At 47.3% G+C, this 20,758-nt stretch carries 20 protein-coding genes, 2 rRNA genes and 1 riboswitch (1 of these 23 only partly in view); of the genes, 20 read left to right on the forward strand and 2 right to left on the reverse strand.

The window, feature by feature from the left end; all coding sequences use genetic code 11:
* The 19 genes from V1502_RS01785 to purD form a co-directional block, all read left to right on the forward strand.
* Positions 1 to 376: ribosomal RNA gene (locus V1502_RS01785) — 23S ribosomal RNA — on the forward strand; it begins 2,559 nt to the left of the window's first position.
* Between the two features lie 209 nt (positions 377 to 585).
* A 5S ribosomal RNA gene (rrf, locus tag V1502_RS01790) occupies positions 586 to 702 on the forward strand.
* Between the two features lie 1,216 nt (positions 703 to 1,918).
* Complete coding sequence (locus tag V1502_RS01795) at positions 1,919 to 2,758, forward strand: tyrosine-type recombinase/integrase (protein ID WP_409252682.1); 840 nt, start codon at positions 1,919 to 1,921, stop codon at positions 2,756 to 2,758.
* Positions 2,759 to 3,010: 252 nt separating this feature from the next.
* Positions 3,011 to 3,466 carry a GNAT family N-acetyltransferase gene (locus V1502_RS01800; protein ID WP_409252683.1) on the forward strand — a complete coding sequence of 152 codons (456 nt, stop codon included), beginning with the start codon at positions 3,011 to 3,013 and terminating at the stop codon, positions 3,464 to 3,466.
* A gap of 184 nt (positions 3,467 to 3,650) precedes the next feature.
* On the forward strand, positions 3,651 to 4,208 hold the full coding sequence (locus V1502_RS01805) for a DUF2179 domain-containing protein (protein ID WP_409252684.1): 558 nt from the start codon (positions 3,651 to 3,653) through the stop codon (positions 4,206 to 4,208).
* Positions 4,201 to 4,398 carry an NETI motif-containing protein gene (locus tag V1502_RS01810; RefSeq protein ID WP_409252685.1) on the forward strand — a complete coding sequence of 66 codons (198 nt, stop codon included), beginning with the start codon at positions 4,201 to 4,203 and terminating at the stop codon, positions 4,396 to 4,398. The genes V1502_RS01805 and V1502_RS01810 overlap by 8 nt, the downstream gene beginning before the upstream one ends.
* Positions 4,399 to 4,475: 77 nt before the next feature.
* A riboswitch (purine riboswitch) is annotated at positions 4,476 to 4,577 on the forward strand.
* Between the two features lie 150 nt (positions 4,578 to 4,727).
* A complete protein-coding gene (purE, locus tag V1502_RS01815; RefSeq protein ID WP_409252686.1) occupies positions 4,728 to 5,216 on the forward strand; it encodes a 5-(carboxyamino)imidazole ribonucleotide mutase in 489 nt (162 codons plus the stop codon).
* Positions 5,203 to 6,369 (forward strand): 5-(carboxyamino)imidazole ribonucleotide synthase, encoded by a 1,167-nt coding sequence (purK, locus tag V1502_RS01820; protein ID WP_409252687.1) that lies wholly within the window; start codon positions 5,203 to 5,205, stop codon positions 6,367 to 6,369. The genes purE and purK overlap by 14 nt, the downstream gene beginning before the upstream one ends.
* A complete protein-coding gene (gene purB / locus V1502_RS01825; RefSeq protein WP_409252688.1) occupies positions 6,366 to 7,661 on the forward strand; it encodes an adenylosuccinate lyase in 1,296 nt (431 codons plus the stop codon). The genes purK and purB overlap by 4 nt, the downstream gene beginning before the upstream one ends.
* A 171-nt stretch (positions 7,662 to 7,832) precedes the next feature.
* Positions 7,833 to 8,558: a phosphoribosylaminoimidazolesuccinocarboxamide synthase gene (purC, locus tag V1502_RS01830; protein ID WP_409252689.1), complete on the forward strand. Its 726-nt coding sequence runs from the start codon at positions 7,833 to 7,835 to the stop codon at positions 8,556 to 8,558.
* Positions 8,546 to 8,800, forward strand: a complete 255-nt coding sequence (purS, locus tag V1502_RS01835) for a phosphoribosylformylglycinamidine synthase subunit PurS (protein WP_409252690.1) — start codon at positions 8,546 to 8,548, stop codon at positions 8,798 to 8,800. Before purC ends, purS begins: the two co-directional genes overlap by 13 nt.
* Positions 8,797 to 9,483: a phosphoribosylformylglycinamidine synthase subunit PurQ gene (purQ, locus tag V1502_RS01840; protein WP_409252691.1), complete on the forward strand. Its 687-nt coding sequence runs from the start codon at positions 8,797 to 8,799 to the stop codon at positions 9,481 to 9,483. The genes purS and purQ overlap by 4 nt, the downstream gene beginning before the upstream one ends.
* Positions 9,467 to 11,698 carry a phosphoribosylformylglycinamidine synthase subunit PurL gene (gene purL, locus V1502_RS01845; RefSeq protein ID WP_409252692.1) on the forward strand — a complete coding sequence of 744 codons (2,232 nt, stop codon included), beginning with the start codon at positions 9,467 to 9,469 and terminating at the stop codon, positions 11,696 to 11,698. Before purQ ends, purL begins: the two co-directional genes overlap by 17 nt.
* A complete protein-coding gene (gene purF / locus V1502_RS01850; protein WP_409252693.1) occupies positions 11,674 to 13,095 on the forward strand; it encodes an amidophosphoribosyltransferase in 1,422 nt (473 codons plus the stop codon). Before purL ends, purF begins: the two co-directional genes overlap by 25 nt.
* An 11-nt stretch (positions 13,096 to 13,106) precedes the next feature.
* On the forward strand, positions 13,107 to 14,153 hold the full coding sequence (gene purM / locus V1502_RS01855) for a phosphoribosylformylglycinamidine cyclo-ligase (protein WP_409252694.1): 1,047 nt from the start codon (positions 13,107 to 13,109) through the stop codon (positions 14,151 to 14,153).
* Between the two features lie 80 nt (positions 14,154 to 14,233).
* Positions 14,234 to 14,815: a phosphoribosylglycinamide formyltransferase gene (purN, locus tag V1502_RS01860; protein WP_409252695.1), complete on the forward strand. Its 582-nt coding sequence runs from the start codon at positions 14,234 to 14,236 to the stop codon at positions 14,813 to 14,815.
* A gap of 32 nt (positions 14,816 to 14,847) precedes the next feature.
* Positions 14,848 to 16,383 carry a bifunctional phosphoribosylaminoimidazolecarboxamide formyltransferase/IMP cyclohydrolase gene (gene purH, locus V1502_RS01865; RefSeq protein WP_409252696.1) on the forward strand — a complete coding sequence of 512 codons (1,536 nt, stop codon included), beginning with the start codon at positions 14,848 to 14,850 and terminating at the stop codon, positions 16,381 to 16,383.
* A gap of 80 nt (positions 16,384 to 16,463) precedes the next feature.
* Complete coding sequence (locus tag V1502_RS01870; RefSeq protein WP_409252697.1) at positions 16,464 to 16,625, forward strand: hypothetical protein; 162 nt, start codon at positions 16,464 to 16,466, stop codon at positions 16,623 to 16,625.
* A 300-nt stretch (positions 16,626 to 16,925) separates the two neighbouring features.
* Positions 16,926 to 18,209: a phosphoribosylamine--glycine ligase gene (purD, locus tag V1502_RS01875; protein ID WP_409252698.1), complete on the forward strand. Its 1,284-nt coding sequence runs from the start codon at positions 16,926 to 16,928 to the stop codon at positions 18,207 to 18,209.
* Here the strand turns inward: purD and V1502_RS01880 are convergent.
* Complete coding sequence (locus V1502_RS01880) at positions 18,175 to 18,288, reverse strand: EYxxD motif small membrane protein (protein WP_409252699.1); 114 nt, start codon at positions 18,286 to 18,288, stop codon at positions 18,175 to 18,177. The two genes, purD and V1502_RS01880, sit on opposite strands and share 35 nt — an antisense overlap.
* Positions 18,289 to 18,477: 189 nt before the next feature.
* Complete coding sequence (locus V1502_RS01885) at positions 18,478 to 18,837, reverse strand: DUF2892 domain-containing protein (RefSeq protein WP_409252700.1); 360 nt, start codon at positions 18,835 to 18,837, stop codon at positions 18,478 to 18,480.
* A gap of 146 nt (positions 18,838 to 18,983) precedes the next feature.
* Here V1502_RS01885 and V1502_RS01890 point away from each other — a divergent pair, with 146 nt between their 5' ends.
* Positions 18,984 to 20,723: an adenine deaminase C-terminal domain-containing protein gene (locus tag V1502_RS01890; RefSeq protein WP_409252701.1), complete on the forward strand. Its 1,740-nt coding sequence runs from the start codon at positions 18,984 to 18,986 to the stop codon at positions 20,721 to 20,723.
* Positions 20,724 to 20,758: the final 35 nt, after the last annotated feature.

Here is a 20,758-nt window from a genome sequence, read left to right on the forward strand (position 1 = left end):
GGCTGTAGTCGGTCCCAAGGGTTGGGCTGTTCGCCCATTAAAGCGGTACGCGAGCTGGGTTCAGAACGTCGTGAGACAGTTCGGTCCCTATCCGTCGTGGGCGCAGGAAATTTGAGAGGAGCTGTCCTTAGTACGAGAGGACCGGGATGGACGCACCGCTGGTGTACCAGTTGTCTTGCCAAAGGCATCGCTGGGTAGCTATGTGCGGAAGGGATAAGTGCTGAAAGCATCTAAGCATGAAGCCCCCCTCGAGATGAGATTTCCCATCACTTTATGTGAGTAAGATCCCTGAAAGATGATCAGGTAGATAGGTCTGAGGTGGAAGCGTGGCGACACGTGCAGCTGACAGATACTAATCGATCGAGGACTTAACCACGTTAAAAAGCGCAGGCGGCTTGAACAGAGGCGACAGGCATCTGGCAGCAAGCAGATGAGGGCGGTATTTGCCCTCGGCTGATTGATGACAAATGACCCCGAGCCTTTAGCCGCCGGAGCTGGATTGCATAATAGCGAAACTCGGAATACTTTCTTTTCTTCATACTTTATCTAGTTTTGAGAGAACGATGTTCTTTCAAGTTTATACAGTCTGGTGATTAAGGCGAAGAGGTCACACCCGTTCCCATGCCGAACACGGAAGTTAAGCTCTTCAGCGCCGATGGTAGTTGGGGGATCTCCCCCTGTGAGAGTAGGACGTCGCCAGGCAATCAAAAGAGTACCCGAAGCGGTGCTCTTTTTTTGTTTGAAGTTTTTGAAAAAGACAGAATATGTTTAGTTCTGAAAATCCATCAAGAGCAGGAGCGAGGGTGGGGAGGAGCAAGAAGGTCGAGGACGAGAGGGAGAGAACACCGGAGTGGGCTCTGCCCATGAGGATGTGAACGAGCGAAGGGGACGAAGAGATTCGCCGCTCATCGCCGGCCGAGCCTTCAGTGCCGATGGTAGTTGGGGCTCCCCCTGTGAGAGTAGGACGTCGCCAGGCAATCAAAAGAGTACCCGAAGCGGTGCTCTTTTTTTGTTTGAAGTTTTTGAAAAAGACAGAATGTGTTTAGTTCTGAAAATCCATCAAGAGCAGGAGCGAGGGTGGGGAGGAGCAAGAAGGTCGAGGACGAGAGGGAGAGAACACCGGAGTGGGCTCTGCCCATGAGGATGTGAACGAGTGAAGCGGACGAAGAGATTCGCCGCTCATCGCCGGCCGAGCCTTCAGTGCCGATGGTAGTTGGGTCTCCCCCTGTGAGAGTAGGACGTCGCCAGGCAATCAAAAGAGTACCCGAAGCGGTGCTCTTTTTTTGTTTGAAGTTTTTGAAAAAGACAGAATGTGTTTAGTTCTGAAAATCCATCAAGAGCAGGAGCGAGGGTGGGGAGGAGCAAGAAGGTCGAGGACGAGAGGGAGAGAACACCGGAGTGGGCTCTGCCCATGAGGATGTGAACGAGCGAAGCGGACGAAGAGATTCGCCGCTCATCGCCGGCCGAGCCTTCAGTGCCGATGGTAGTTGGGTCTCCCCCTGTGAGAGTAGGACGTCGCCAGGCAAGTGAGAGAGTCCCTTTAAGGAGGTGCTCTTTTTGGTTAGTCTTCCAGAAAGCTAGAATGCTATTTTTACCGGTTGAGCCCTCGTAAGCAAACAATTTTTCATAGCTTATAGAAGAGAGGGGCTAGAAGTGCGAAAAATTAATAAGAATATACCCCAGGTAAAATTAATCTCCCTTAGACTCCATTGAAATAAGCCTTACATGATCCTTTTAAATATCTTCCCACTTGTTTAAATCAGCTTCCCACGAAATCTTTATCCACCTCTCCAACCTTAAAAACTCATTCCTCTTCCTTCATTTTTTTAGCTAGAGATATTTTCGCAGAAGTTGACTTCCTATTCCGAAAACTTTAACATGAAGGGACCAAGTCTATTTTTCTCAGGAGGGTCAAGGGTTGAAACAGTCTCCCACTGGAATTATCGAAGATTTTACAGTTTGGCTTAAAAATGAAGGGAAGTCAGCGAATACAGTAACGACTTATGAAAGAGAACTGACTAGATATCAGGACTGGCTACTGCAGAAGGGACTATGCCTGGAGAAGCTGTCTCGGGAGGATGTTCAGCAGTATATCCGGTTTTTGGAGGCCAGAGGCAGAAGTCCTGTAACCACTGATAAAATACTTGGGGTGATTCGGACCTTTTCAAAGTTTATTCAGCGGCCGGAAATTACCACGGGCATTGATATGAAAACAGCCGAGAAGAAGGTAGAAATCGAATCATTGGATGGGGTTCAATGTGAAACTCTATTAAAAAAAGTAAAAGAAGAAGGATATGGACGGAATACAGCCATTGTATATACGCTGCTGCATACCGGGATCCGGGTGTCCGAACTTTGTGCATTGAATCATTCGGATATCGATATGGATCGAGGATTTTTGAAAGTGAGAACTACAACAGGGAGTCCGAGGACGATCCCGTTATCGGATGAGGTGAAATATTATCTGGAACGTCATACAGAAGCGTCCCCTGTTAAAGAGGCTTTATTTGTGTCCAGGGCAAGTGAGAGACTTACAGAAAGGTCGATTCAGTATATACTGAAAAAATACGATACCAACCCTCACAAACTTCGTCATACGTTTTGCCAGCAGCTGGTGGATAAAGGGGTGAGCCTTGAAATTGTCTCAAGGCTTGCGGGGCATAAAGATATTAATGTCACGAAGAGGTATGCAAGATCGAGGGTTGAACAGGGTGCTCTTGAACAAGCCATTCAAAAAACGTTTATAAAAGACAGCTGATAGGAAGGGTGCCTTAGCAGGTGCTCTTCTTTTTGCTAGGCTCTCTTCTCAAACTTTGTTGCTGCCTAATTTCAATCACAATAAGAACTAGCTATACTCCAAGGGGACAATCATGGTAAGCAAGAGAGAAAAACCTTGTAACCAGGAAGAATCCGGCACTAGGGATTTTTCCGAAAGCAACAATTTATGCTAAAACAGTCTTTTTCTAATTGTTCAATCATTGTAAAGCACTAATAAGAAGGAGATATCGCAATGAAGATCATACTGGATGATTTATCTGGATCAAAAGTTAAGGAGTTGATCATGGACCACCTGAGGAATATGGAGCAGCATTCTCCGGCAGAAAGCAGGCATGCACTTAACCTGGATGGGCTCAGACAGCCGGAGGTTACATTCTGGAGCGCGTGGGAAGGGGATGAATTACTAGGCTGCGGTGCTCTTAAGGAACTGGATGAGCGGCATGGTGAAATTAAGTCGATGAAAACGTCCCCTCTTCATTTAAGGAAAGGGGTTTCCAAGAAGATGCTGCAACATATTATCGGCGAAGCGCGGAGAAGAGGATATGCGAGGGTGAGTCTGGAGACAGGGTCTATGGCGGCTTTTGAACCGGCCAGGAAATTGTATAAGAGGTTCGGGTTTGTGTATTGTGAACCGTTTGCCCAATACAAAGAAGATCCAAACAGCTTATTTATGATGATAGTGTTGTAGTGAAATGAGGCGGGATAGCCCATAGTGTTACTTTTTTGCCAGACTATCAATAAGGTGTTAAGCACTTTTAAAATCATATTGATGGATTAACGGTTCACAAAAAGGGAAAGTTCTAGTAGAGTAAGTAGAAATCAAGAATAAATGGAACGGCTGCTGTCTAAACCTGAAGAGGAGGAGAATAAGTTTGCTGGATAACAGTTTTATCATGGTTGCCATCATTCTGACCATTAATATAGTATATGTTTCTTTTTTTACCATCCGGATGATTCTGACATTGAAGGGATACCGGTATATTGCAGCGTTTGTCAGTACGTTTGAAGTCGTCATTTATGTTGTGGGGCTTGGGCTGGTGCTGGACAACCTGAATGAGATTCAGAACCTTGTCGCTTATGCAGTCGGGTATGGTCTTGGGGTCATCGCGGGGATGAAGATTGAAGAAAAGCTTGCCTTGGGCTATATTACGGTCAATGTCATAACGGCTGATTACGATAACGAACTTCCTGAGAGGCTCAGGTCAAAAGGGTACGGTGTGACCAACTGGGCTGCCCATGGGCTTGAGGGGGACCGGATGGCCATGCAGATCCTCACGCCACGAAAGAACGAAGTGAAGTTATATCAAACGATTAAAGAGTTGGATCCCAAAGCGTTTATCATTGCTTATGAACCCAAAACCATTCATGGAGGATTCTGGGTGAAGACCGTAAGAAAAATCAGAAAGGAAAACTTGCCTGCCAATGAGTAAAAATAAAAAGATGTTTGAAGTGGATGAAAAGGAAAGTATTGCTGCCTGCCTAGACAGGATGAAACAGGAAGGCTATGCTCCTGTGAAAAGGATGGAGAAACCTGTTTTTCATGAAGAAAAGAAAAATGGCAAGGTGGAATATGTGCCTGTCAGACAAAAAATAATATTTGAAGGAAGAAAAATCGACTGAAATACGAACATTAATTTTCTGAAAACTATTATCGTTCGATTTTCCGTTGACAGTTGCGCTGTAGTGTTGATATGATGAAATCAACAAGTAAACACCCTCATATAATCTTGGGAATATGGCCCATAAGTATCTACCCGGTTACCGTAAATGATCGGACTATGAGGGAAAGTAGCTGTCTGGAGAATACGGCCGAGGACTATCCATTTATGGACCGGTTTCTTGTCTGTAGTGCCCGGGTTAACTGCTTTCTCTCATGAGAAGCGTTAATCCGGGTTTTTGTATTTTAATATTGTATTGTGAACCTAAAATAAATTCCAGGAGGTAACAAGATGCAGCCAAAAGTGGGAGTTGTCATGGGAAGTACTTCTGATTGGAAAACAATGAAGCATGCATGTGATATTCTTGATGAGTATGGCATCAGTTACGAGAAAAAAGTGGTTTCTGCCCACAGAACCCCTGACTTGATGTTTGATTATGCAGATAGCGCCAGGGAAAGGGGCTTGAAAGTGATCATCGCCGGTGCCGGTGGGGCCGCACATCTGCCGGGAATGGTTGCCGCCAAGACGACGCTTCCTGTCATCGGGGTACCCGTTCAATCGAAGGCCTTGAATGGGCTGGATTCCCTTTTATCCATTGTTCAAATGCCTGGTGGTGTACCGGTAGCCACGGTGGCAATCGGTGAAGCTGGGGCTAAGAATGCGGGGCTGCTTGCTGCACAGATCCTTTCCACAGAGGACGATGAAGTTGCCCATAAGCTGGACAGCAGCAGGGAAGCCCTTAGACACAAAGTAATGGAGAGCAGTGATGAGCTTGAATAAAAAAGTGATCTATCCAGGACAGACGATCGGTATTATCGGCGGCGGGCAGCTTGGCAGAATGATGGCGTTGGCTGCAAAGGAAGCAGGATTTAGAATTGTGGTATTAGATCCGGGAAGCGATGGTCCGTGTGCCCAGGCTGCAGATGAAGTAATCGTGGCGGATTACCAGGATCGACAAGCATTGGAAAAGCTGGCAGAGCAGAGTGATGTCATTACATATGAGTTTGAAAATATAGATTATGAAGCGTTGAAGGAACTCTCGGAAAAAGCCTATGTCCCTCAGGGAGCAGAATTGATCCGGATCACCCAGAATCGGATTGCGGAAAAAGAAGCGCTGGTTTATGGCGGAGTGGAAGTTGCACCATATGAAGTTGTGATAAGTGAAGGTGAAATCGGGGAGAAAGCCGAGAAGCTTGGCTATCCTGTCGTCTTGAAAACAGCCCGGGGAGGGTACGATGGCAAGGGCCAGTTCGTCCTCTATGAATCGGGTGATATAGAAAAAGCGGCAGGGCTGCTGGTTAACGGACCTTGCGTGCTGGAGAAGTGGATGTCCTTTGATAAAGAAATATCTGTCATTGTGACAAGGAATCCTTCCGGTGAATTGAGTGTATTTCCGGCTGTGGAAAACATTCACCGGGACAACATCCTTCATCAGACGATTGCGCCGGCAAGAATAAGTGCGGCTGACAATGAGAAGGCTGTTAATACAGCGAAAAAAGTGGCGGAGACGCTTGATATGGTCGGCACACTGGCCGTTGAAATGTTCCTTGGAAAAACAGGAGAAATTTATGTGAACGAATTGGCACCGCGCCCTCATAATTCCGGCCATTTTTCCATCGAGGCCTGCGAGACATCCCAGTTCGCCCAGCATATCCGGGCGATTTGCAACTGGCCGTTAAAAAGCACGGAAATCATCAAGCCGGCTGTCATGGTCAACATATTGGGAGAGCACCTGCAGGGGGTTATCGACAGCATTCCTTTTCAGCCAGACTGGTCCATCCACCTTTATGGAAAAGATGAAGCCAAGGCCAAACGCAAAATGGGTCATGTGACCATTTTGACGAATGATATAGAGACCACATTGCTTCAGGTAAATGAATCAGACATATGGAACCGTAATAGTAAAGAAATGATCGGAGGAAAACAATCATGATTGAACGTTATACACGCCCGGAGATGGGAGCGATTTGGACAGAGGAGAACCGCTTCCAGGCATGGCTTGAAGTAGAAATTTTAGCATGTGAAGCGTGGGCGGAGCTCGGCGACATTCCGAAAGAAGATGTTGCGAAAATTAGAGAAAACGCCGGTTTTAACGTGGACCGCATTAAAGAAATTGAAGAAGAAACGCGCCATGACGTGGTTGCTTTTACAAGAGCGGTTTCAGAGACGCTTGGAGAAGAGCGCAAGTGGGTCCATTACGGGCTGACGTCAACAGATGTTGTGGATACGGCGTTATCCTACCTGCTTCGCCAGGCAAATGAGATCATCACCAAAGACTTGGAAACCTTCATTGAGGTTTTGAAAAATAAAGCGATTGAGCACAAAGATACTGTCATGATGGGAAGAACGCACGGTGTTCATGCAGAACCGACGACATTCGGTTTGAAACTTGCTCTTTGGTACGAAGAGATGAAACGAAATCTGGAGCGCTTTAAAGCGGCAGCTGCAGGCGTGGAGTTCGGAAAGATTTCCGGCGCAGTCGGTACATATGCCAATATCGAGCCTTTCGTAGAGTCCTATGTTTGTGAAAAACTAGGTTTGTCACCGGCACCGGTTTCAACGCAGACCCTGCAGCGTGACCGTCATGCCCATTACATGAGCACGATCGCGTTGATTGCAACTTCCATTGAAAAGTTTTCCGTTGAAATCCGCGGACTGCAAAAGAGTGAAACACGGGAAGTGGAAGAATTCTTCGCAAAAGGACAAAAAGGATCTTCCGCTATGCCTCACAAACGCAATCCAATCGGATCTGAAAATATGACGGGAATGGCACGCGTGATCAGAGGCTATATGATGACGGCGTATGAGAATGTGCCGCTTTGGCATGAACGCGACATCTCCCACTCTTCAGCAGAAAGAGTGATTTTGCCGGATGCGACGATTGCACTCAACTATATGCTGAACCGTTTCAGCAATATCGTGAAGAACCTGACAGTTTATCCTGAAAATATGAAGCGCAACATGGATCGTACGCTCGGTCTGATTTACTCTCAGCGCGTGCTTCTGGCTTTGATCGATAAAGGGATGGCGCGTGAAGAGGCTTATGATACGGTACAGCCTAAAGCCATGGAAGCGTGGGAGAAGCAAGTTTCTTTCCGGTCGTTGATCGAAGAGGAAGAGGCCATCACATCCAAACTTTCACCGGCAGAAATTGATGACTGCTTTGACTACAACCATCATTTGAAGCATGTGGATACCATTTTTGAGCGTTGTGGATTGAAGTAATTTATAAAAGGAAGAGAGGGGTCTCTTCCTTTTTTTACAAAACATAGACTGAAGATTGCTACTATTCAAAGTTCGTTTAGTGCTTTAAAGCACTAATAGGGACTGTCCCTCTTAGTACTTTAAAGCGGTGAAGCGCCAGCGATTTTTCAGTAAAGAAAAGGGGATCTCGGGATGGAAAAACAGGGTCTTTTATACGAGGGAAAAGCAAAGAGGGTTTACAGCACGGAGAACTGCGAAGAGGTATGGGTGGAATACAAGGATTCGGCAACGGCTTTCAATGGGGAGAAGAAAGCGGTTATAAGTGGCAAAGGTGTGTTGAATAACGAGATTAGCAGTTTGCTGTTTTCAAAGCTGAAAGACAAGGGGATCGGGAGTCATTTCATCAAGAGAATTTCAGAGAATGAACAGCTTGTGAAGCGGGTGGATATCATTCCTCTGGAAGTTGTGGTCCGTAATGTTGCGGCCGGAAGTTTAGCGAAGAGACTTGGTCTGGAAGAAGGAACAGCTTTAAGGCAAAGCATCGTCGAATTTTACTATAAAGATGATGAGCTCGGTGACCCGCTGCTGACGGAGGCTCATATTGAACTGCTTGAGCTGGCAGACGATGAGGAAGTGGACTTCCTGAGGGCTCAAGGGTTGAAAGTGAATTCAGTATTAACAGAGATTTTTACAGAAATCGGCATCAGGCTGATCGATTTCAAATTAGAATTCGGGAAAGACAGTGAAGGCAATATCCTGCTCGCTGACGAGATTTCACCTGATACGTGCAGGCTATGGGATATCAATACAAACGAGAAGCTTGATAAGGACGTATTTCGCAGGGATTTGGGCAATCTGACAGATGTATATTCTATTATTCTTGAACGACTGGGAGGAAAAGAAACATGTACAAAGTAAAAGTATTCATCACACTAAGAGAGAGCGTATTGGATCCTCAAGGGAAAGCTGTGCAGAATTCCCTTCACAGCATGAATTACAGTCAGGTGGAAGATGTCCGCATCGGCAAGTATATGGAACTGACAATCTCTCCTTCTGACAAGAGTGTAGAAGAAGCTGTCGACGAAATGTGCAGCAAGCTGCTGGCTAATCCGGTCATTGAGGATTACCGTTATGAAATCGAGGAGTTGGTTGGCCAATGAAGTTCGCTGTCATCGTATTTCCGGGATCGAATTGTGATATCGACATGTACCATGCCATCAAGGATGAAATTGACGAAGAAGTAGAATACGTGTGGCATGACGCTGAAAACCTAGAAAACTATGATGCTATTCTTCTGCCGGGGGGCTTCTCTTATGGAGACTACCTTCGCTGTGGATCGATCGCCCGTTTTTCAAACGTAATGGCCGAAGTGGTAAAAGCCGCCGAAGCAGGCAAGCCTGTCCTTGGCGTCTGCAATGGATTTCAGATTTTACTGGAAGCAGGACTTCTTCCAGGTGCTCTCTTACGAAATGAAAAGTTGAAATTTATCTGCCGCACAGTTCCGTTGAAAGTGGAGAACAACACCACAATGTTCACTGGGGGGTATAAGAATGGTGAAATCCTGAGCATCCCGGTGGCACACGGAGAAGGCAACTATTACTGTGATGAGGCCACATTGGAAGAGTTAAGGACTAATAACCAAATCGTTTTCACATATGAAGGGACCAACCCGAATGGAAGTATTGCCGATATTGCCGGGATTACGAACAAAGCCGGAAACGTACTCGGTATGATGCCGCATCCGGAGCGCGCAATGGATGAACTGCTTGGAAGTGCCGATGGACGAAAACTTTTTCAATCAATTGTAAAGCACTGGAGGGAACAACATGCCGTTAATGCTTGAACCGAATGAAGCCCGAATCAAAGAAGAGAAAATCTACCGTGAGATGGGTCTGACGGATGAAGAGTTCACAATGGTGGAAAACATCCTCGGACGGACACCAAACTATACAGAGACTGGACTTTTCTCGGTCATGTGGTCAGAGCATTGCAGCTACAAGAATTCGAAGCCTGTGCTGAAAAAGTTCCCGATTACAGGAGATCGTGTCCTTCAGGGGCCTGGAGAAGGAGCTGGAATCGTTGACATCGGAGACCAACAAGCAGTTGTATTCAAAATTGAAAGCCATAACCATCCGTCAGCGATCGAGCCTTATCAAGGAGCGGCAACAGGTGTCGGCGGAATTATACGCGATGTATTTTCGATGGGGGCAAGACCTGTCGCATTACTCAACTCTTTACGCTTTGGAGAACTGGATTCTCCTCGTGTTAAGTACCTTTTTGAAGAAGTAGTCGCAGGGATTGCAGGCTACGGCAACTGCATCGGGATCCCGACTGTCGGTGGAGAAGTTCAATTCGATGCTGCTTATGAAGGCAACCCGCTTGTCAATGCGATGTGCGTTGGGTTGATTAACCATGAAGACATCCAAAAGGGTGTCGCTCATGGAACAGGAAACACGGTGATGTACATCGGGGCGAAAACAGGCCGCGACGGGATTCACGGGGCGACTTTTGCATCAGAGGAGCTTGGCGAAGAGTCAGAAGAGAAACGTCCTGCGGTCCAGGTCGGCGATCCGTTCATGGAGAAGCTTCTTCTCGAAGCATGCCTTGAGCTGGTTAAATCGGATGCGCTTGTCGGCATTCAGGATATGGGTGCAGCAGGCCTGACAAGTTCTTCGGCTGAAATGGCGAGCAAAGCTGGTTCCGGTATCGAAATGAACCTTGACCTTGTCCCGCAGCGTGAAAAAGATATGACTCCATATGAAATGATGCTGTCTGAGTCTCAGGAGAGAATGCTGATTGTCGTTGAAAAAGGACGCGAGGCTGAAATTGAAGAAATTGTTTCTAAATATGACTTGGATGCAGTAGCAATCGGACACGTGACAGCGGATAAAACACTGAGACTTCTTCACAGAGGAGAAATCGTGGCTGAAGTTCCTGTCGATGCTCTTGCTGAAGATGCGCCGGTGTACCATAAGCCTTCCCAGGAACCTGCTTATTTTCGGGAGTTCCAGGCGATGGAGGGGGAAGTTCCGCAAATAATCGATTATAAAAATACATTGAAAGACCTGCTTTCACAGCCGACAATTGCGAGCAAAGAGTGGGTATACGATCAATATGATCACCAAGTGCGTACAAATACCGTTGTGTCTCCAGGTTCTGATGCAGCAGTCATCCGAATCAGAGGCACGAAGAAGGCACTGGCGATGACGACAGACTGTAACTCCCGCTACCTTTATCTTGATCCTGAAACCGGAGGGAAGATTGCGGTGGCTGAAGCGGCACGCAATATCGTCTGCTCCGGCGGGGTGCCTTTGGCCATCACAGACTGCCTCAACTTCGGGAATCCTGAGAAGCCCGAAATCTTCTGGCAGATCGAAAAAGCCGTTGACGGGATGAGCGAGGCTTGCCTTACGCTTTCCACACCGGTAATCGGAGGGAACGTCTCCCTTTATAATGAATCAAAAGGAAAAGCAGTTTATCCAACACCGGTTGTCGGGATGGTCGGCCTGATTGAAGATCTTTCCCATATCACGACTCAGCAGTTCAAGGCTGCAGGGGATCTGATTTATGTGATTGGTGAAGCCCGCGAAGAATTTGGAGGAAGCGAGCTTCAGAAAATGATGTACGGCAAGATTTTCGGCAAATCTCCAGCACTTGACCTGGCTGTTGAACAGCAAAGGCAAGAAGCATTGCTCCATGCAATCCGAACTGGGTCTGTTTCATCTGCCCATGATATTGCGGAAGGCGGACTTGCGGTGGCGATGGCAGAATCGACTTTCGGGACAAAAGGGCTGGGAGCTACAGTCAGAATTGGCGACAATCTGACCGCAGAATTATTCAGTGAAACGCAGTCGCGCTTTATCGTGACAGTGAAAAAAGAATTCCAGGAACAGCTCCAACAGACGATCCCCGATGCAAAGCTGGTTGGGGAAGTGAATGAATCAGCATACCTTAAATTTGTCGATTCACAAGGGCGGGTCGTTCTGCTGTCCACAGTGGAAGAACTGGAATCAGCTTGGAAAGGAGCAATCCCATGCTTGCTGAAATCAAAGGCTTAAATGAAGAGTGCGGTGTTTTTGGTATCTGGGGCAGCAGCAATGCAGCTCAACTGACATATTACGGTCTTCACAGCTTGCAGCATCGCGGGCAGGAAGGCGCCGGGATTGTGGTGACAGACGGAGAAAAGCTGACAGGCGTCAAAGGGGAAGGACTTGTAACAGAAGTTTTCCAGCAGGGCGCCATTGACGGCCTGAACGGGAAAGCAGCCATCGGGCATGTGCGTTATGCGACAGCAGGGGGCGGTGGATATGAAAATGTCCAGCCTCTCCTTTTCCATTCCGGAAACGGAAGCCTGGCTTTGGCTCATAACGGGAACCTTGTGAATGCCAATGCTTTGAAGCACCAGCTTGAAAGCCAGGGAAGCATTTTTCAAACAAGTTCAGACACAGAAGTTTTGGCACACTTGATCAAAAGAAGCGGGTTTCCGACTTTGAAAGACCGGGTCAAGAATGCTTTGACGATGCTGAAAGGAGCCTACGCGTTTATCATCATGACCGAAACGGAAATGATGGTCGCGCTGGATCCTAACGGGTTAAGGCCATTATCACTCGGTCGTATCGGAGATTCTTATTGTGTGGCTTCCGAAACATGTGCCTTTGATATTACAGGAGCTGAATTCATCCGCGATGTGGAGCCTGGTGAACTGCTGGTCATCAATGATGAGGGTATTTCCTCTGAGAAATTTACGATTTCCTGCGGTACATCCGTCTGCACGATGGAGTATGTTTATTTTTCCAGACCCGACAGCAATATTCATGGCATCAATGTGCACAGCGCGAGGAAGCGGATGGGCATGCAGCTCGCGAAGGAAGCGCCTATTGAAGCGGATGTCGTTACGGGTGTTCCGGACTCAAGCATTTCCAGTGCAATCGGGTATGCGGAAGCATCCGGCATTCCTTATGAAATGGGTCTGATCAAGAACCGATATGTCGGCAGGACCTTCATTCAGCCTTCCCAGTCGCTCAGGGAGCAGGGTGTAAAAATGAAACTTTCGCCGGTAAGGGGCGTTGTCGAGGGGAAACGCGTCGTCATGGTGGATGATTCCATCGTGCGCGGGACCACAAGCAGGAGAATTGTGACCATGCTGAAGGAAGCAGGTGCGACGGAAGTCCATGTGGTGATCAGCTCGCCGCCGATCAAGAATCCATGCTATTACGGAATTGACACGAGTACCCACGAAGAATTGATTGCCAGCACCCGCTCGGTGGAGGAAATCAGGGAAATCATCGGAGCGGATTCATTGACCTTCTTAAGTACTGAAGGGATGGTGGAAGCAGTCGGCAGGAATGATCTTTCTGAAAACCGGGGGCATTGCCTCGCCTGCTTTACAGGAAGATATCCGACTGAAATCTATCCGGACACCCTTCATCCTTATGAAAAAGAGCTTGTACGCTAGGAGGAACGTAAATGGCTAATGCTTATAAAAATGCTGGTGTCGACATCGATGCCGGCTATGAATCGGTAAACCGGATCAAAAAGCACGTGGAACGGACAAAGCGCAAGGGAATGCTAGGTTCTTTAGGCGGATTTGGCGGAATGTTCGACCTGTCAGAACTCGGATTGAAAGAACCTGTCTTGGTTTCCGGAACAGACGGCGTCGGAACAAAGCTCAAGCTTGCGTTCATGGCTGATAAGCATGATACGATCGGCATCGACTGTGTGGCCATGTGTGTGAATGATATCATCGTGCAGGGAGCGGAACCTCTATATTTTCTGGACTACATCGCGTGCGGAAAAGCCGTTCCCGAAAAGATAGAAAGCATTGTTAAAGGGGTAGCGGACGGATGTGAACTGGCAGGCGCCGGCCTGGTGGGTGGCGAAACTGCTGAAATGCCCGGTCTGTACGATGTTGATGAGTATGACATTGCCGGCTTTGCGGTCGGGGCATGCGAAAAAAGCCAGCTCATTACCGGAGAAGAAATTTCTGAAGGAAATATGTTAGTCGGCCTGGCTTCCAGTGGTATACACAGTAATGGATACTCATTAGTCAGAAAAGTATTTTTTGAAAATCACTCCTACGACATGGATACGTATATGCCGGAGTTGAGTTCCACGCTCGGGGAGGCATTGCTCACGCCGACGAAAGTGTATGTGAAACCGGTGCTGGCGGCCAGGAAGAAGTTCTCGATTAAAGGCATGTCGCATATTACCGGAGGGGGATTCATTGAGAACATTCCAAGGATGCTGCCTGAAGGGTTAGGAGCGGATATCAATCCTGCGCAGTGGGAACTTCCTGAACTATTTAAAGTATTGGAAGAATTGGGCAGTATTCCTCACGGAGAAATGTACAACATCTTTAATATGGGGATTGGATTTGTCATTGCCGTAGATGCTTCCGAAGCGGAAGAGGCAGTGAAGTTTTTGAACGAAATGGGTGAAAAGGCTTACCTGATAGGCAAAGTAACCTCAGGCAATGGAGTCCGAATCATTGAAGAGGAAATGCAAGAAGATTAAAATGGGGTTGACGCCGGATTGTCACGTCTCCCATTTTGCTTCGCCTTCTAAAAAAGTTATGGCAGAAATGGGGACGGAAAATGAAAAAGATAGCAGTGTTCGCTTCTGGAAGCGGAACGAACTTTCAATCGATTGTCGACTCAGTACATAGTGGAAAACTCCAGGCAAAGGTGGAGATGCTTGTTTGCGACAAGCCCGATGCGTTTGTCATCGAACGGGCAAAGGCGGCAGGCATCGCGACCTTTGTTTTCAATCCTAAGGAGTATAAGTCAAAACCGGATTTCGAAAGGGAGATCGCCGGGAGATTGACTAGCAGGGGTGTTGATTTCCTTGTCCTGGCAGGCTACATGAGGCTGATCGGGAATGTCCTGCTGGAACACTTCCCCGGCAGAATCGTGAATATCCATCCATCGCTCCTCCCGTCTTTTCCCGGAAAGGATGCGATTGGCCAGGCAATCAATGCCGGGGTCAAGGTGACGGGGGTGACCGTCCACTTCGTTGATGAAGGAATGGACACCGGTCCCATCATCGCCCAGGAGGTTGTCCGAATTTCCCCTTTTGACAACAGACTAACACTTCAGCAAAAGATACAGGATGTCGAACACCAGTTGTATCCGGAAACATTGACACACTTGTTCATGACATCGATACACAAAGTTTAAGATGATACTGCAACACAGGGAGGAATACCAAGATGAAAAAAAGAGCACTGATCAGCGTATCGGATAAAAGCGGGATTGTCGAATTTGCAAAAGAACTTCAAGATCTCGGATATGACATCATCTCCACGGGAGGCACAAAGGATATTCTGCTGGATAACGGCATTTTTGTAACAGGAGTCGAGGAAGTGACCGGCTTTCCGGAAATTATGGAAGGCAGAGTAAAAACCCTTCATCCTAAAATCCACGGAGGCATCCTGGCAAAAAGGGATGTGGAAGCGCACCGCCTGCAGATGGAAGAGCAGGACATTTTTCCAATCGACCTCGTTTGCGTCAACCTCTACCCATTTCAGCAAACAATCGCCAAGCCGAATGTAACCGAAGAAGATGCGATTGAAAATATTGATATCGGCGGACCGACCATGCTTCGTGCAGCTGCAAAGAATCACAAGTATGTAACCGTTGTCGTCGATTCACAGGATTATGACATGGTCATCAATGAAATCAAGGCAAATGGGGAAGCACCTGTCCTGTTAAGGAAGAAGCTCGCAGCTAAAGTGTTCCGTCACACAGCAGCGTATGATGCCTACATTTCACAATTCATGACAGACCTTGCCGGTGAAGAACATCCTGAGGCCCTGACGGTTACCTATGAATTGAAGCAGACTCTGAGATATGGTGAGAACCCTCACCAGAAAGCCTCCTTCTACAAGCAGCCGCTTGGTTCCGAATACTCTGTGGCCATGGCGAGACAGCTTCATGGAAAAGAACTATCCTATAACAATATCAACGATGCCAACGCAGCTCTGCAAATCATCAAAGAGTTTGATGAGCCTGCTGCCGTTGCCGTAAAGCATATGAACCCATGCGGTGTCGGAACTGGCGAGACAATCGAGGCAGCCTTCGTGAAAGCCTATGAAGCGGATTCCACATCCATCTTCGGCGGAATCATAGCCTTGAATCGTGCTGTCGATGAAGAAACTGCACTTCGTTTGAACGAGATTTTCCTTGAAATCATCATTGCCCCGGCGTTCACGGATCGGGCTATGGAAATTCTGACAGGCAAAAAGAACATCCGATTGCTGACAGTCCCATTTGAGACAGCCAAGAAAGTGGAAGACAAACTTGTCTCCATTGAAGGCGGGCTGCTGGTTCAGGAAGACGATGCGTTCACACTCGAGGATGCTGACGTAAAAGTGGCAACCAAGCGTGAGCCGACGGAAGCAGAGTGGGAAGCGATGAAGCTTGGCTGGAAAGTCGTAAAACATGTAAAATCGAACGCCATTGTCGTGGCGGATAAAAATATGACACTTGGGGTTGGCGCTGGACAAATGAACCGTGTCGGTGCCGCCAAAATTGCCCTGGAGCAGGCCGGCGTTAAAGCAGAAGGAGCCGCCTTGGCATCTGATGCATTCTTCCCAATGGACGATACGGTTGAAGCTGCTGCCAAAGCGGGCATCACCGCCATCATCCAGCCGGGAGGATCGATCCGTGATGAGGACTCCATCAAAAAAGCGGATGAATATGGCATTACGATGGTCATGACGGGAGTTCGTCACTTTAAACATTGATTGAATTATAGGGGTAGTGCTGTTTAGTTGGGTGGTTGTGTCGGAAAGCGACTTGTTTCCGTGGTGTGGGAAGGGCCGCGATGGTGCGGATCTTGCTTGACTGGTGTTTACCGGGTAACGGCCGTTCTTTGTTGGAAATCGATCGGTGTCTGTCGAATAACGACGGTCTTGTGCCGGAAATCGCCCTGCAGGTAGGAGTGGTCGGCCGGAGACAGCTTCCATTCCGGGAAGTAATCGGCTAATTGGCGTAATTGTGTCGGATATCGACCGCTGTCTGTCAAATAACGGCGGCTCCGTGTCGAATATCAACCAATTTGCTGATTTGACGGCCAGTGGTGAGTGGTTTCCTTTCAAGCGGCCTCCACTGGCTTCGATTTATCAGCGGTTATTCGGATTTATCGGCGATTATGGCGTTTTATCAGCGATTATCCCGATTTATCGACCAACCAACAATTTTCGACACTAAGACGCCTGCCAATCCATCTTACAAAATATTAAAAGGGTGCAGCCATGCATTTTTTCCATAAAAAAGGGGTGTCAAAATGAACGTACTTGTGATCGGGCGCGGCGGAAGAGAGCATGCACTTTGCGATGCTTTGCAAAAAAGCTTGAGCGTTGACAAAGTTTACTGTGCTCCTGGAAATGCCGGAATAGCAGAAGTGGTACATACAATAGATATTGAGGAAATGGATTTTGATGCATTGATCAAGTTTGCAAAAGGAAACGAAGTGGACTTGACGGTAGTGGGCCCGGAGATACCGCTTTTGGGCGGGATTGTCGACGCGTTCACTGAAGCCGGGCTGCGAGTATTCGGACCTGACAAGCAAGCGGCCGTTATTGAAGGAAGCAAGTCATTTGCCAAAGAGTTGATGAAAAAGTACAGCATTCCGACAGCTGCCTACGAGACGTTCACCGATTTTGAAAGCGCCAAGGAATACGTCCTGAAGATGGGAGCACCGATTGTCATAAAAGCGGATGGCTTGGCTGCCGGAAAAGGCGTGGTGGTTGCCCAGACAGTAGAAGAGGCCTTAACTGCACTTGAAGACATGCTTCTTCAGGAAAAGTTTGGGGAGGCGTCGGCAAAGGTTGTCATTGAAGAATTTTTAGAAGGAGAAGAATTTTCATTGATGGCATTAGTCGATGGTATTAATGTGTATCCGATGGAAGCGGCTCAAGACCATAAGCGGGCTTTTGATTGCGATCAGGGGCCGAATACAGGCGGGATGGGCGCTTATTCACCGGTTCCTCATATAGGCGTGGAGGTCATCAGCGAAGCGGTCCGGACTGTTTTACTCCCGACGGCGCAAGCGATGATGGCAGAAGGAAGATCCTTTAAGGGTGTCCTTTATGCTGGATTAATTTTAACAGCTCAAGGCCCTAAGGTAATTGAATTCAACGCCCGCTTTGGCGACCCTGAAACGCAGGTGGTCCTGCCTAGGCTCCAGTCAGACCTTGGAAAAGTTCTATACAGCCTTTGCGAAGGCGATGAGGTTTCTCTGAACTGGGATGAGCAAAGCGTTGCGGGTGTCGTACTTGCGGCGGAAGGGTATCCGGAAACTTATAAGAAATCCGTTCCTATTAAAGGACTTGAGAACTTGCAGGGAGATACGCTTGTATATCATGCAGGAACCACTCTTGATGACGATGGCCGCCTGGTTTCCAACGGGGGACGGGTCCTGCTCGTTGCTTCAAAACAGCAAGAGTTGGAGAAAGCGCTGGACAAAGTGTACAGTGAAATCCGCCATTTGGATATCGAAGGCCTGTTTTACCGGAAGGATATCGGGCGCCGGGCTATCGAACGCGCTTCTTCCGTCCTTTCCGAATAAACACATAAAGGATGGCGATGATTCCGCCGATAACAGATACAAGAACATAAGACATATCAAGAACATATTCCCAAAACATATTAATCACTCCAATATATTAATTTGGAACAACAGGGTGCCCGGAATGGACACCCTGTTTTCAATTTATTGCTGCCTGATTTACCGCTTTAAAGCGCTAAGAGGGACAGTCCCCTATAGCGCGGTACCGCGTTACCGTACTGAGAGGGACTGTCCCTCTTAGTACGGTAGTGCGTTAAAGCGCCTCGGTTTACGACGGGTTATAAGGCAGGTCCGGCAGATCTTTTGGTTGTTCATCGCTGTCGATGTCTGCTGTTTTCTGATTGGAACCGCCGCTGTTGTTTCCTTTTAACAGCGAGGCGAGGTTCAGCATGCTTTTACCTTCTTTTGGTCCGTTTGCTGCTGAATCCTGGTTTTCAAACATGGCAGTGATCGGGCAGAAGCGGAGGATTCCTTCTCCGACTTTCATTCCCCCAAGCAGCGCCATCCATAAGTATGAGTCTCTCCAAGGCATTTTGACCAGTTTTGCTGTAGCCCAAGAAAGGACGGTAAATCCTACCGTAATTCTGATCAGGGCATTAACAATGCCGATGTTTTGTGTAACCTTCATGTAATTTCCTCCTTACAATTTTTCCACACTCTTTCTGTAAAACTTTAATGCGTTAAAGTCCAATCTGTGATAACATTAATAATTAATAACTTTTAAGCTGATTACCAAAGAATGATTGAAGTCTCTACATAGAGGAGTGTTCATAATTGGTACAACGATACAGATGGAAAAACAAGCAGCTGCGTGAACATATAGATGTTATCAACGGCGACTTGAAGCCGACAAAAATTTTGAAAAATGCAGTATATCTGCACTCAGTCTTGAAGAAGTGGGTCACTTCCCACATTTGGATATATCAGGACCGAATCATATACTGTGGGGATCAACTCCCTGAGAATCTTGATGGGTGTGAAGTGACGGATTGCAGTCAACACTACCTGGTCCCTGGCTATATAGAACCTCATGTGCACCCGTTTCAACTTTATAATCCCCATTCTTTTGCCCATTATGCATCTCAGACCGGAACCACGACTTTCATCAATGACAACCTTATGCTGTTTTTATTGATGAACAAAAAGAAAGCGTTTTCTTTATTGGATGAAATGAAGAAACTGCCTTTTTCAATGTTCTGGTGGGCACGGTTCGATTCGCAGACTGAAATGCAGAGGGAAGAGACCGTCTTTTCCCATAATGAAGTGAAGTCCTGGCTCAGCCATGAGGATGTCGTGCAGGGAGGAGAATTGACCTCCTGGCCAAGACTGCTGGACGGAGATGATATGATTCTTCATTTGATGCAGGAAGCCAAGAGGATGAATAAGGTTTTGGAAGGTCACCTGCCAGGTGCTTCGGAAAAAACACTGTGCAAACTGGCGCTGCTGGGGATTGACGGCGACCATGAAGCCATGACCGGAAAAGATGTATACATGAGATTGATGCAAGGCTTGGCTGTAACATTAAGGAATTCGTCCATTAGACCTGACCTTGATAATCTTCTGACAGAGTTAAAGGAATATGAAATAGAAAATTATAGTGAGATGATGCTCACAACTGACGGTTCGACCCCTGGCTTTTATGAAAAAGGTGTACTCGATGATCTGATCTCTAAGGCCATTGAAAGCGGCATCCCTCTGATTGAGGCTTATCATATGGCGAGCTACAATGTTGCCCGGCATTACCGGATTTCCCATCATCATGGAATGATTGCCGCCGGCAGGGTCGCAAATATCAATTTTTTGAACAGCAAAGAGCAGCCGACACCTGCTGCGGTCTTGTCAAAAGGAGAATGGGTGAAGGACTTTCAAGGGAAGCCGGCGGATGTGCCGCCGCCTGACTGGAAAAAGTTTGGGCTGGAGCCGTTGAAACTTCAATGGGACTTAACCTATGATGATCTGCAGTTCTCCATGCCGTTCGGAATACAGATGGTCAATGAAGTCATTACGAAGCCTTATTCAGTAGGAATTGACGCTTCAGAAACAACCCTGTCCGAGAGTCATGATGAATGCTTCCTGATGTTGATTGACAGAAAGGGCAAATGGCGGATCAGCACAATGCTGAAAGGTTTTGCCACCCATGTGAAAGGGTTCGCATCTTCGTTTTCAAATACAGGCGATATCATTGTAATTGGAAAAGATAAAAGGGATATGATGCATGCTTTTAACAGGATGAAGGAAGCCGGCGGAGGAATTGTGTTGAGTGAAAACCAGGAGATTCTTCATGAGATTCCGCTGACCGTCGGAGGAATCATGTCGGAAAGCAGGATGGAAGTATTGATTGATGAAGAGAGAAAAATGAAGGACCTTTTATTTGAAAGAGGGTACTCTTTCAATGATCCTGTTTACACACTTTTATTTCTGCAGTCAACACATCTGCCATACATCCGGGTTACACAGCGGGGAATCTATGATGTTATGAAGAAAACGGTACTCTTTCCCACGATAATGCGTTAAAATATTAAAGTAAGGAATACGTTTGGTTTAGGGGT

This window comes from Rossellomorea sedimentorum, from assembly GCF_046237645.1.
GTDB classification, from domain to species: domain Bacteria; phylum Bacillota; class Bacilli; order Bacillales; family Bacillaceae_B; genus Rossellomorea; species Rossellomorea sedimentorum.